The 12,629-nt window shown below is 38.1% G+C and carries 11 protein-coding genes and 1 tRNA gene; 6 read left to right on the top strand and 6 right to left on the bottom strand.

All coding sequences use genetic code 11. The annotated features are described in order from the left end of the window. Nucleotides 1–66: 66 nt before the first annotated feature. Genes PWP26_RS04225 through hypD form a run of 3 tightly spaced genes read left to right on the top strand, consistent with a single transcriptional unit; the run spans nucleotide 67 to nucleotide 1,996 of the window. On the top strand, nucleotides 67–660 hold the full coding sequence (locus tag PWP26_RS04225) for a CDP-alcohol phosphatidyltransferase family protein (RefSeq protein ID WP_038060736.1): 594 nt from the start codon (nucleotides 67–69) through the stop codon (nucleotides 658–660). A 3-nt stretch (nucleotides 661–663) separates the two neighbouring features. Next, on the top strand, nucleotides 664–903 hold the full coding sequence (locus PWP26_RS04220) for a HypC/HybG/HupF family hydrogenase formation chaperone (RefSeq protein WP_038060732.1): 240 nt from the start codon (nucleotides 664–666) through the stop codon (nucleotides 901–903). Further along, nucleotides 866–1,996, top strand: coding sequence for a hydrogenase formation protein HypD (gene hypD, locus PWP26_RS04215; RefSeq protein ID WP_273011564.1), 1,131 nt, complete (start codon nucleotides 866–868; stop codon nucleotides 1,994–1,996). The genes PWP26_RS04220 and hypD overlap by 38 nt, the downstream gene beginning before the upstream one ends. A gap of 97 nt (nucleotides 1,997–2,093) precedes the next feature. Here hypD and PWP26_RS04210 read toward each other — a convergent pair whose 3' ends face one another. From PWP26_RS04210 to PWP26_RS04195, 4 genes are all read right to left on the bottom strand, one after another. After that, entirely contained in the window at nucleotides 2,094–3,791 is a 1,698-nt protein-coding gene (locus PWP26_RS04210; protein ID WP_301399016.1) for a nickel-dependent hydrogenase large subunit, read from the bottom strand. A 40-nt stretch (nucleotides 3,792–3,831) separates the two neighbouring features. Continuing rightward, nucleotides 3,832–4,752: a hydrogenase small subunit gene (locus tag PWP26_RS04205; RefSeq protein ID WP_273011559.1), complete on the bottom strand. Its 921-nt coding sequence runs from the start codon at nucleotides 4,750–4,752 to the stop codon at nucleotides 3,832–3,834. Nucleotides 4,753–4,918: 166 nt separating this feature from the next. Beyond that, entirely contained in the window at nucleotides 4,919–6,868 is a 1,950-nt protein-coding gene (locus PWP26_RS04200; protein ID WP_301399015.1) for an aldehyde ferredoxin oxidoreductase N-terminal domain-containing protein, read from the bottom strand. A 45-nt stretch (nucleotides 6,869–6,913) separates the two neighbouring features. Further along, nucleotides 6,914–8,065, bottom strand: coding sequence for a diguanylate cyclase (locus tag PWP26_RS04195; RefSeq protein ID WP_051754509.1), 1,152 nt, complete (start codon nucleotides 8,063–8,065; stop codon nucleotides 6,914–6,916). Nucleotides 8,066–8,213: 148 nt separating this feature from the next. On the opposite strand from PWP26_RS04195, the gene PWP26_RS04190 reads away from it, so the two are divergent. Together PWP26_RS04190 and lolA are read left to right on the top strand one after the other, a co-directional pair. Further along, nucleotides 8,214–10,334 carry a DNA translocase FtsK 4TM domain-containing protein gene (locus tag PWP26_RS04190; RefSeq protein WP_038060717.1) on the top strand — a complete coding sequence of 707 codons (2,121 nt, stop codon included), beginning with the start codon at nucleotides 8,214–8,216 and terminating at the stop codon, nucleotides 10,332–10,334. Next, nucleotides 10,273–10,929, top strand: a complete 657-nt coding sequence (gene lolA / locus PWP26_RS04185) for an outer membrane lipoprotein chaperone LolA (protein WP_301399014.1) — start codon at nucleotides 10,273–10,275, stop codon at nucleotides 10,927–10,929. Before PWP26_RS04190 ends, lolA begins: the two co-directional genes overlap by 62 nt. Nucleotides 10,930–10,934: 5 nt before the next feature. Here the strand turns inward: lolA and PWP26_RS04180 are convergent, their stop codons facing one another. Then, the gene (locus PWP26_RS04180; RefSeq protein WP_301399013.1) at nucleotides 10,935–11,552 is read right to left on the bottom strand and encodes a DedA family protein; all 618 of its coding nucleotides are present in this window, start codon (nucleotides 11,550–11,552) and stop codon (nucleotides 10,935–10,937) included. A 141-nt stretch (nucleotides 11,553–11,693) separates the two neighbouring features. Here PWP26_RS04180 and PWP26_RS04175 point away from each other — a divergent pair. Then, nucleotides 11,694–11,780, top strand: a tRNA-Leu gene (locus PWP26_RS04175). A gap of 17 nt (nucleotides 11,781–11,797) precedes the next feature. Here the strand turns inward: PWP26_RS04175 and PWP26_RS04170 are convergent. Beyond that, nucleotides 11,798–12,628 (bottom strand): ABC transporter permease, encoded by an 831-nt coding sequence (locus PWP26_RS04170; protein WP_287568706.1) that lies wholly within the window; start codon nucleotides 12,626–12,628, stop codon nucleotides 11,798–11,800. Between the last annotated feature and the right edge of the window lies 1 nt (nucleotide 12,629).

Genomic DNA, 12,629 nt, shown 5'->3' with positions numbered 1-12,629 from the left:
TCTTGCTATTGAAGATTTACGAGAATGTGAAATAATATAAGAACTAAAAGTTAACAAGGTTTTAACATGTCAAAGATAAACTTAAGCGAGACTGCCAGAAATTTAGCTCAACCAATATTGCTTCCTTTGGTAAAAGTACTCTCTGGTCTTAACGTCCACCCCAATGCTATCACCATCCTTTGTTTTTTGGGGTTTGTTTTAAGTTCCTTTTTTATAGCCTATGGAGAGTTTGTGGTAGCTGGTATTCTGCTACTTCTTTTTGCTCCTCTTGATGCCTTAGATGGTGCTTTAGCCAGGTTTACCAACAAAGTCTCACCTTTTGGGGCTTTTTTAGACTCAACTTTAGATCGTTATGGAGAAATATTTATATTTTTGAGCCTTTGTTATTATTTTATTGCGTATAATCAGCCTTATCAGGCTCTTCTAAGTTTTTTAGGGATTACAGGGTCTTTGATGGTAAGCTATGCCCGAGCAAGGGCAGAAGGGGTAGGGTTTGAATGTAAAATCGGAATGTTTACCAGGTTTGAAAGGATCACCTTTTTGATTATAGCCCTTATTTTTGATCTAATTACGGTGTTTTTGGTGGTAATTTCAGTTTTTACACATTTAACTGCCATACAAAGGATTTTGTATGTATACAAAAATCAAAAAAGGAGTTAAAAGATGTGTTTGGCCTATCCTTATAAAATAGTAGAAGTAAAAGACGAATGGACAGCCGTTGCTGAGGTTCAAGGAGTAAAAACTGAGGTAGCCCTTCATCTTCTTCCTGAAAAGGTAAAAGAAGGGGATTGGGTGTTGGTGCATGTAGGTTTTGCCATTAAAAAACTTAGTGAAGAAGAAGCTCAAGAAAGTTTGAGGTACTGGGATGAAATACTCAGGCTCACTCAACCAAACGTGGAATAGCTTTAAAGACCCTCAAAGGGTAAAAGTTTTAGCGGACCTCATTAAAAGAGAGGTAGAGAGTTTAGGTAACCCCGTAAACATTATGGAGTTCTGCGGGGGGCATACCCATGTTATCTTGAAAAACGGCTTAGATGAGCTCCTTAAAGGTTATATCAATTTTTTACATGGACCAGGTTGCCCGGTATGTGTAACTGCTTTAGAAAGGGTAGATTTAGCCATTGAACTTGCCAAATTACCTGATGTTATCCTCTGTACCTATGGAGACTTGATGAGAGTTCCTGGTTCTAACAAGATTAGTCTTTTAACCTTAAGGGCTGAAGGCTATGAAGTGCGTCCCCTTTCTTCATGTCTGGAAGCCATAAAAATAGCTCAAGAGTTTCCTAATAAAAAAGTAGTGTTTTTTGCCATAGGGTTTGAAACCACCGCACCTCATACCGCAGTTCTTATCAAACAAGCCCATCAATTAGGTATCGCAAACCTTTGGGTGGTCTCAAACCATATTTTAGCCATAGAAGTCCTTGATTATCTCTTAAAAAGTGAGGAAAAACCTTTTATAGAGGCTTTTATAGGCCCAGGTCATGTAAGCACCATCACAGGGACAAAAGTCTATGAACCGATAGTGCAAAGATACGGAACTCCGATCGTAGTCTCAGGTTTTGAGCCTTTAGACCTGTTGCAGGCGGTTTATCTTATAGTAAAACAGAAAAAGGAAGGAAGATGTGAGGTAGAAATCCAGTATACCCGTACGGTGGATAAACAGGGCAACTTAAAGGCTCAAGAACTTTTAAAAGAGGTTTTTGTGATAAGGGATTCTTTCCCTTGGAGAGGTTTAGGTGAGATACCAAACAGCGCTTATGCCATAGCACCTAAGTATGAATCCTTAGACGGAGAAAAGTTTTTTAATCTATCTCTTCCTTCTTCTAAAGAACATCCTCAGTGCTTGTGTGGAAGGGTTATAAAAGGGCTTAACAAGCCTACTGACTGTAAACTTTTTGGTAAAGCCTGTACTCCTCAAAATCCTATAGGTCCTTGTATGGTATCCTCTGAAGGGGCCTGTTTAGCCTATTTTAAATACAGAAAACAGTTTAGTTAAAACTCAAAAATATTGTAAAAATTCCTTTTTGTAATCCAAGAAATAAAAAAAGGGAGCCTTTAAAGGCTCCCTTTTTTATTGGTTAAAAATTGAAAACTTAGAGTACTTTTACTCTTTTGATTTCCTTACCTTTGGCATCTAATAGATGGACAGCACAGGCTATGCATGGGTCAAAGGAATGGATGGTTCTTAACACCTCAAGTGGTTTTTCAGGGTCAACCACGGGGTTATTGATCAAGCTCTCTTCATAAGGACCACGTTTTCCTTTTTCACATCTTGGGCTCATGTTCCAGGTAGATGGAACAACTGCTTGATAGTTTTTGATTTTACCTTTTTCTATAACCACCCAGTGAGAAAGCGTTCCTCTTGGGGCTTCATGAAAACCAACACCCTTAATCTCTTTGGCAGGAAATTCAACTTTATTCCAGATAGCATAGTCACCTTTAGCGATGTTTTTCTCAAGAAGGTTTAGATGTTTGAGGGCAAGGTCAGCAAGCATGGCTGCTCTGATGGCTCTGGCTAAATGTCTTCCCATCGTGGAGTGAAGGTCATCCACCGTCAAGTTGACACCTAAAGCTTTAGCTTTTTCTACCGCATAGTTGACCCACTTCATCGTTAATTCATGTTTGGTAGCGATACCCACCAATACTTGAGCCAATGGTCCAACCTGCATAGGTTCACCCTTAAAACGAGGAGCCTTAGACCAACTGTATTTTCCGTTAGGATTGAAGTCAGTATAATTAGGAACGGTTTCGCCCTGCCAGGGATGTCTTGGTCCAGTATCTTTGTACCAGGAATGAGCTACACTTTCGGTAACGTTGTCTCTAAAATAAGGATCGTTAAAGCTTTTGATCGGGGTATAAGTAGACAAGTCTCCGTTAAAGATGGTTCCACCAGGAAGGTCAAATACCGTTCCTTTGGTGTCAAGAGGAAGGTCTGGTACCGCTAAGTAGTTATCTACTCCTCTTCCGATCTTAAACCAGTCTTTGTATAGACATCCTACAGCAATCACGTCGTTAAGATAAACCTCTTGGATAAAATGTTTTACTTTCATGAGTAATTCACGGGCGTAATCTAGCCTTTCAGCGTTAAGGGTAGCTAAGTTGTCAGGATTGATGGCTAAAGCTACTCCACCTACTACCAACGTTTGGATATGAGGGGTTTTACCTCCAAAGATAGCAACCACTTTGTTAGCGTCAAACTGATAGTCTAAGGCAGTTAAGTAATGAGCTACAGCAAGTAAGTTTACCTCAGGAGAAAGTTTCATCTGTGGATGTCCCCAGTATCCGTTGGTAAAAGGTCCAATTTGTCCCTTTTCTACAAATTTTTGAAGGGTCTCTTTTACCTTTTTAAAATAAGTAACAGAGTTTCCTTCCCAAGAAGAAATGCTCTGAGCAAGCTCAGCAGTTTTTTTGGGGTCTGCTTTTAAAGCAGATACTATATCTACCCAGTCAAGGGCTGATAGATGGTAAAAATGGACCATGTGGTCATGCAAAGCATGGGCACAAAGGATGATGTTTCTTACATACTGAGCATTTAAAGGAATTTCCATTCCTAAGGCGTTTTCTACTGACCTAACAGAGGCCATAGCATGAACGGTTGTACACACACCACAGAACCTCTGAGTAAAGGCCCAGGCGTCCCTTGGGTCTCTTCCTTTGAGGATGATTTCAATACCTCTCCACATCTGCCCAGAAGACCAAGCATTTACTACCTTACCTCCATCCACCTCTACATCTATCCTTAAATGTCCCTCTATCCTGGTTATGGGGTCTATGGTAATTCTTTTAGCCATACGTTAACCTCCTTTGTAATCTTTTTTATAATTTTTGTTATTATTCCATAATAGGTTTGTAGAATGGAGACATTTCATCCCAAAAGTCTGGTTCAACACATCCCATACATCCATGACCAGCTCCTACTGGCCAGGCACCCACATCACAGAATTTGATCACACCACAGTTAGCATAGGTAATAGGCCCTCTGCATCCTACTTTGTAGAGACAATAACCCTGTTTGTGTCCTTCGTCACCAAAGGCTTCAGCAAAACGACCTTCATCAAAGTGGGGCCTTCTTTCGCAGTGGTCATGGATAAGCCTACCATAAGCAAATTTTGGCCTTCTAAGTTTGTCTAATTCAGGAAGTTTCCCAAAAGTAAGGATATAACTGATGGTAGCAAAGAAATTGTAGGGGTTAGGAGGACAACCAGGGATGTTGATCACCTTTTCATTTCCGATAACCTGAGGCACACCTACTGCACCTGTAGGATTGGGTTTAGCTGCTTGTACTCCTCCAAAGGCAGCACAGGTACCCATGTTGATAACCAGCTTAGCATCCTTTGCCACTTCTTTTAAAATTTCTATTGCAGGTCTTCCACCAACCTTACAGTAAATACCACCGTCTTTGGTTGAAACAGCTCCTTCTACCACACAGATGTATTCTCCTTTGTAGGTTTTGATGGTTTCATGAAGCACCTCTTCTGCCTGTTTACCAGCAGCTGGCATCAAGGTCTCATGATACTCAAGGTTAACCATTTCAAGCAAAAACCTTCCTAAAGGTGGATGTGAAGACCTGAGAAGCGATTCGGTACATCCGGTACACTCCATAAAGTGCAACCATACTACCGTAGGTTTAGGACCCTTTTTCAGGGCTGCTTCTACTTTTTCTACCATAGAAACAGGAAGCCCCATCGTAGCAGTAACTATGGTACATATCTTTAAAAAATCTCTTCTACTAAGGTCTTTGAGGTTAAACATACGCATACCTCCTCTTTGTATTATCTTTAATTAAAAAAGATTATAGTTTTTTGCGAAAAAAGTCAACTTTAGTTTTTCAGATTTTTTTTTATAATAGATTAAATAATTTAAATTTGACAAAAATTTTTTGATAAAATTCTTTTGATTTCTTGCTTTTTTGACGTTTTTATGAAATGCCTACTAAAGAAAGATAGGTAAGATAAAACCTTTCAAACCATTCTAAGTACGCTCTTTTTTTATTTTTAGTAAACTTAGTGTACCATTTAGAAAGGCTTAACTCTTCTGCTAAGGTACAGAAGATGTCTATGGCTTTTTCACTTTCTAATGGTTGTGGTAAGGCTTTAGCCTTAAGGTTATAAATTCCTATGTTCCGGTAAACCTCTTTTATTTTTTCTTCATATTCAGATATTCCTAATTGTTGGTAAAGAGATGGAATGAGGTTTTCGGCCCAACCTCTGTGGAAACGGCAAAAAGCTGCGTTGGAAAGACTAAGTTCTTTGATAGCTCTTTGATAGACCTGTTTAGCAAACTCTTCTGGAGAAGTGAAGGCTAAACAGTAATCTGTCCAGTACTTCCCTGTTACAAAAATAGGAATAAGAAATCCTTTGGTCCAATAAAAATTAGGGGTCATATAACCACCTTCTCCGTAAGGTTGATAAAGAGCTAAATCCCTAAAAGAAAGACCTACAGAGGTAATTCTGTCTTCATAGAGATTTTCTAAGTAGTTAATCGCCTGTCTTAGACCTTTTTCTGCGATAAGCGATAAGATTTTGTTTTTCTTACTAACTAATCCTTCTATAATCTCGATAGCTAATTTCCCATTAACTTCCCAGGCCTTAGGATTTAGTTTAAAGGGATCCAAACAGGGAGGCTCTGAAATTCCTAACTCTTCGCAGGTTAAAAGTTCTTTTTGTACAGCTTCAAGTAAAAACATTACCACATGGCCTGTTCCTATAGCATCAAGCCCTTTCTGGTCTATCAGGTCTACGATCTTTGAGGCTAAGTCTAAGTTAAAAACCCCTATTAAAGGCCCAATCCCTTGAAAAGGTTCGTAGTCTACCTTTTTACCCTTCCAAACTTTTTTACACGCCACCGGACAGGGCTCTCCACAGGTTTTCCAGGTTTTCGCTTGTTCAAAGGTAAGCTCTTTAAAGGGTTTCCAATAATAAGAAAGGATAAGGTCAGCTAATTTTTTTCGAAACTCCCTTTTAAGATAGATGCTGTTAAAGCAGAAAGTAGGCAACCATTCTTTGTAATAAGGATAGTTAGACCCAAAGGTGCCTCCTGCTCCTATTTTAGGGTCAAATCTATATTTTAAGGTAGCTGAATTTACTGCTGAAGTATAATCTCTGGAAGTAACTTCTTGAAAAAACTTGGCAAATCTTTTAACATCTGAGAAAACCTCAGGAACCTGGGGACTGGCCTCTCCACCTACCACCAGCCCAACCACCCCATGGGCTTGAGCTAAAACTGACCCTGGGCCTGCCCTTCCTGCAAAATCTTCACTCCCTTGGATAAGCTCTTTTTTTTCAGGGTTTATGTCTATCGATACCAAAGACCCAAACTTAGTAGAAAAAGCTCCTTCCCCTACCACTACAGCCCTTGCTTTGTTTTTAATAAAAAAGTCTGAGTAATTATCTAAAAGATATTTGGTGAGGGCATAAGTTCCTTTATATCCGTGGTAGTTGTGGTAAATTTCTTTGAGTTTTTCTTTCCCTATCGTTTCAAACCTTAGGTTTATCCCTTCAGAGCTTCCTTCTACAAAAATAACGACTGGTTCAGGACTTTTACCAAAAATGGCAAATCCATTAACCCCAGACCTTACAAACTTATAGCCTACCCCACCCATTTCTGATACATGTAAGCCAAGACTTTCTGGACTTCTAAATACCGCTACCAACCTGTGTGTACCAAAAATTTTCCCTCCAGCAAAAGGTCCGGTTCCTAAAAAGAGTACGTTAGTTCCTGAAAAAACCTCTTCCTTAAAGCTTTCTACTTCTTCTAAGTGTATTCGTATTCCTATATCTACAGGACCTAAGTAAGGTGGGATCGGATAATTTTTGACTTTCCAAGTTTTTTGAGTTACATCTATCCACAAGACTTTGTATGCATGCATTTTAAAACCCTCTAATCAGGTGCTGTAAAAGGAACTTTTATAGAACTAAAAGATCACCACACAGTTTTTACCTTTGATTTTACCCTGATATAAGGCTTTATCAAGTCTGTTTAAAAAGCTATCTAAGGTGTCTTCGTCTTTCCAAGAAGTAACCCCAAAGGAAGCGGTAATCTTAAGTTTTTTTTCACCAAAGTTATGTTTTTCGATTAACTTTCTTAGATGATCAGCTAATATTTGTGCTTTTTCTAAAGGCGTCTCTGGACAAACAAGGATAAATTCTTCTCCTCCCCATCTCCCAAGGATATCCTGATTTCTTATTCTTTGCTTTATTATTTCAGTTATTTCTTTTAAAACCCTATCTCCTTCAGCGTGTCCGTAGGTGTCATTTACCTTTTTGAAATCATCAACATCTATCAAGAGTGCAGAAAATTCATAATCCTTTTGAGTTTGTTTTTTCAAAGCTTCTTGTTTAATCTTGTGAATTATATATCTTCTGTTGTAAACTTTAGTAAGAGGGTCTATGATAGAAAGATTAACAGCCCGAGCCCAGAAAAAGATTAAAAATCCATTCAAGATAAACAGAAGTACCAAGCCTATATAAGGAATAATTATATTTTGATAGAATTTTTGTTGAATAGGGGTAAACTTTTTAAGTGAGATACCGGTATAGAGAATCCCGATAATTTTACCAGAGGGATCTTTTATAGGTTTGTAGGCAGTGATGTATTTTTCTCCTAATATGTCTGCGATACCATAATACTCTTTTCCCTGTTGTAAAACCCTTTGTGCAACAGGAGGGCTTACCTTAGTTCCTATGATACGGGTGCCTAATTCATTTCTTATGGTAGTAGTAACCCTTGTATCGCCTAAAAACACAGTAGCGGTGTTTCCTGTTGCTTTTTCAAAAAAGTCTACTATCTCAAAGTTGTCGTTGATCAAAACCTTCCCTTTATACAACCTACCGTTTAATATCTGCCATTCTCCAGGATATTTTAGGTTTAATAAAACTTCAAACATATTTAGGTCTTTCTTTACATGCAAGGTAGCTACTTCTAAAACCTGATGGTAGGTGCAACGGGCTGAAATCCAACCTACTAAAAGGGCTAAAAATATAGATAATCCTATAAAAAATAATATGAACTTGGATTTGGAAGATAAAAAATTGTGAACGATATATCCAGCAAGGCGATATTTCATAACATTCTAAAACTTAACGTTCTAAAACTAAATGTGATAGTGTTTTTATCAGAAGTTATGTTATAATTTTTAATAAAAATTTGTCAAGTTTCACTTTAATAAAAACGGGTTTAAATTTTTAATTAAAAATTACCCAAATTGTAGAAAGTTGGCCTATAAACGAGTCTTTTTCAGTTATTTTTTATTTTTTATTTTTTCTATTTTTCTGTTAGTTTCCATCTATTCTTATAATCCTTATGACCCAGGAATAGGTGTTTCTGGAGCAACTGAAATTAACAATTTGGGTGGACTTTTAGGGGCTTATACGGCTTCTTTCTTTTATTTTGTTTTTGGTATAGTAAGTCTTTTAATTCCTGTCTTTTTTATTTTAGGCTTTTTCTTAAAACTAATGGGAGGGTCTATCAAAAGGTTAGGTTTTAGTTTTTCTTTTCTGATTTTATCTCTTTGCATGTTAGTAGGCTATACTTTTAATCTTTTAGAAACTAAAAATCTTTTACTTTTTGGACGTTTTCCTTTAAACGGAGGTTTTATAGGGGAATTAAATGGTTATTTTAGACTTTTGGTAGGAGATTTTGTTTTTTTGATGATAATGTTTGTCTTTCTTTTTGTTTCTTTTTTGGTAGGATTAGGCTTTAATCCAAAAACTTTCAAATCTATCTTAACCAAATTTAGCTATAAAAAAGACATAAAAAAAACAGAAGAAAAACTTGAAGGAAAATTTGAAAAGATTTCCTCAACCAAGATATCTTCTCAACCGGTTGAGGAACCTCTGTCTTTTGAAATTAAACCTTTAAACTCAAAAAATAATACTAAAGAGAAGATTTCTAAAAAGGGGGCTCAGGAAGAACCACAGATAAAGGAATTTGAAAAAACATTACCTCCTCCGGTAGATTTACTTAAAGATCCTCCCCTTTCTTCTTACCGGATAAGGCCTGAGGAGTTAAAAGAACGTGCTTTGGTTTTGATCTCAAAACTTAAAGAGTTTGGTATAGAAGGTGAGGTAGTAGGTATTTCTCCAGGCCCTGTGATTACTGTATTTGAGTTTAGACCAGCTCCAGGTATTAAAATCAGTAAAATCCAGAGCTTGGTAGATGACTTAGCGTTGGGGCTTTCTGCTAAAAGTGTAAGGATCGTTGCCCCTATCCCAGGTAAAAGTGTGATAGGTATCGAAATTTCAAACCCTAAAAGAGAGTGGGTATATCTTAAGGATATTTTACAGAGCGAAGCTTTTATCCGTTCTAAGTCTCCTCTTACCATCGCCTTAGGTAAGGACATTTCAGGAGCTCCTGTGGTAGCTGACCTTAAAAAGATGCCTCATCTTTTGATAGCCGGAAGCACCGGTTCTGGAAAAAGCATCTTTTTACACAGCGTAATTTTAAGCCTTATCTATAAAGCCACCCCGGAAGAGGTAAGATTTTTGATGATTGATCCTAAAAGGATCGAACTTTCCGTTTACGATGGAATTCCCTATTTATTACATCCTGTGGTATTAGAACCTAAGATGGCTACTAAGGCTTTAAGATGGTTGGTAGGAGAGATGGAAAGACGGTATAGCCTTTTTGAGGAGGTAGGGGCAAGAAACCTTGAGTCTTATAACGAACAGTTTGACGAAAAACTGCCTTATTTAGTGATGATTATCGATGAGTTGGCAGACCTTATGGTGGTATCTTCTAAAGAGGTAGAAACCTTACTTACTAGACTGGCTCAGATGGCAAGGGCAGCAGGGATACATCTCTTGGTAGCTACCCAAAGACCCTCGGTTGATGTGATTACTGGGTTAATCAAGGTTAACTTCCCTGCCAGGATCTCCTTTCAAGTTACCTCTAAAGTAGACTCAAGAACTATACTTGATACCCAGGGAGCGGAAAGGCTTTTAGGGGCAGGAGATATGCTTTTTATGCCTCCTGGATCATCTTATCTACAAAGGATCCATGGCCCTTATGTTTCAGAAGAAGAGGTGAAACTTTTGGTAGATTACCTTAAATCTATCGGAGAACCTGAGTATTTAGCCAACTTAGAGGAGATAGAAGACGAAGAACCTATTTCTCTTGAAGAGGAAAGCGATTACGAAGATGACAAACTATATGAAGCTGCCTTGAAAATTGCCTATCAGTATGGTAAAATTTCTGTATCGATGCTTCAAAGGAAGCTTAGGATAGGTTACAACCGAGCTGCAAGGTTGGTAGAACGGATGGAGGAGGAAGGTATTGTTGGCCCAAGCGATGGTGTTCGTCCTCGCCCTGTTATTGGTCCTCGTAAATCCCTTTAGTCTTAAGGCCCAAACTGTAGACGAGGTTATAGACCATATCCAAGATTTTTATCAAAAAATACAGACGCTTGAAGCAGAATTTACCCAGGAAGCCTATATTTCTCAAGGCCATAAGGAGGTGTCTTCAGGTAGACTCTGGATTAAAAAACCTGGCAAATTTCGTTGGGAATACTACAAGCCCCAAAAACTTTTTATCATATCTTCTGGAAAAAGTATATACTTTTACTATCCAGAAGAAAAACAAGCCTTGGTGTATCCTTCAGGTACAACCTTTGGCTCTAAATTAGCTCTGGGTTTTATGACTGGAAGGGGAAATGTGAAGACAGACCTTAAGGTTGAAAGTTTTCAGACCTTAGATAACGATTTTTGGAAGCTAAATTTTTTACCCGCTAACAACGACCAAAAGGTAAGAAGGATTTCTTTGGTGGTAAACCCTAAGTCTGGAGAGGTTAAAGAAGTTATTTTAAACATGGCTTCAGGAGAAACTTTAAGGATAATTTTTAACAACCTACAATACAATAAAGCCATTAAAGACAGCTTTTTCCATTTTTCACCTTCTAAGGACGTAAAAGTTATTCAAGCTCAAAGTAATTAAAAAGTCTATTTTCTTTTTAGTTTAAACCAGACATAAACCCCCAAAATCACCCCACAAAAGATTACTATTCCTATAGAGCCACGTTCTAAGTAAGTTTTAAGAAGGACCTCGTTTTTTCCAAAAAAATATCCACAAAACCCAAGGAAGCTACACCATAATAGCGCACCCAATAGGGTATAGAAAGAAAACAGAAAAAGCCCCATCCTGGCAAACCCTGCAGGGATAGAAATGACATGTCTAAGTCCTGGAAGAAGTCTTCCTATAAAGGTACTGATATGCCCGTGTTGATCCCAGAATTTTTCCATTTTTTGAAAGGAATATTCGGTTAGAAGTATATACTTTCCGTATCGTCTGACAAACCTTAAAAACATCGGACGGCCAAACTTAAGGGCTAAAAAATAATTAATAAGAGCTCCAACCCAACTGCCTAACGTACCTGCCAGGATAACACCCAAAAGGGAAAGTTTACCCTGATAGGCAAGGTAAGCAGCAGGAGGGATGATTATTTCACTTGGGATAGGAATTAAAGTAGACTCAAGGGTCATCAAAAAAAATACACCTAAATAACTACTTTTTTCAAAAAAAAGTAAAAAATATTGCACAAAATCTTTTAAAAATTCCATAAAAGGTCCTCCTAAACTTTTTCGAAAGTGTAAGTCTCAAAAAGTTAAAGGGTTAACTTAAATCATATAAAAAATTACTTAAACAAAGGGTTTAATCCGTCTTGACAAACCAAAAAAGGATAATATATTATCACTCAATACGCCGAGGTGGCGGAATTGGTAGACGCGCTGGCTTGAGGGGCTAGTGGACGTCGGTCCGTGCGGGTTCGAGTCCCGCCCTCGGCACCATCTATGTTCTTTTCTTTTCATCTTTCTTTCCTTTTAGGATTTAAAATTTCCTGTAGAGTTTCTCCAAGTATGGTAAACGCAAGAACTGTTATCAAAATAGCCATCCCTGGGTAAAAGGAAAGCCACCAGGCTACTTCTAAGGTCTCTTTACCGTCTATCAACATATTCCCCCAGGAAGGGATGGGAGGCTGTACCCCTATTCCAAGAAAGGAAAGGGCAGATTCTATCAAAATGGCTTGTCCAAGTCCTAAGGAAGCAGAGACCAAAATAGGTGGTAGGGCATTAGGTATGAGATGTTTAAATAAAATCCTTAAGGATGATGCCCCATAGGTTTTAGCTATCAACACAAAGTCTCTTTCTTTTAAGGATAAAATTTCAGCTCTTACTAAACGAGCTAATCCCATCCAGCTGGTAGCACCTATTACCACCATAATGGTAACGATAGATGGTTCTAAATAAGCTACCATAGCTAAAACCAAAAATATGGTGGGGAAACAAAGCATGATGTCAATAAACCTACAAATAATAAGGTCAATCAACCCTCCAAAGTAGCCGGCTATCGCTCCTAAGACCACCCCTATCATCAGAGATAATCCTACTGCCACCAAGCTTACCTCAAGTGAGATCCGAGAGGCATAGATCATCCGACTCAACACGTCTCTTCCTAAAAGGTCAGTTCCTAAGGGATGGGCTAAGGAAGGTGGTTGAAGTATGTTGTCTACGTTTATTTCCAAAGGGTCATAAGGGGCTATATAAGGAGCAAAAACAGCCAAAATAGCTAAAAATAAAATGATTATTAAAGAAGCCGTTGCTAAACGATGTTTTAACAACTCTTTTATTAAAGACATT

This window comes from Thermodesulfobacterium sp. (genome assembly GCF_030445475.1).
Lineage (GTDB): Bacteria > Desulfobacterota > Thermodesulfobacteria > Thermodesulfobacteriales > Thermodesulfobacteriaceae > Thermodesulfobacterium > Thermodesulfobacterium commune.
The sequence above is the reverse complement of the archived record's forward strand: the minus strand, read 5'-3'. Positions and strand labels throughout refer to the sequence as shown.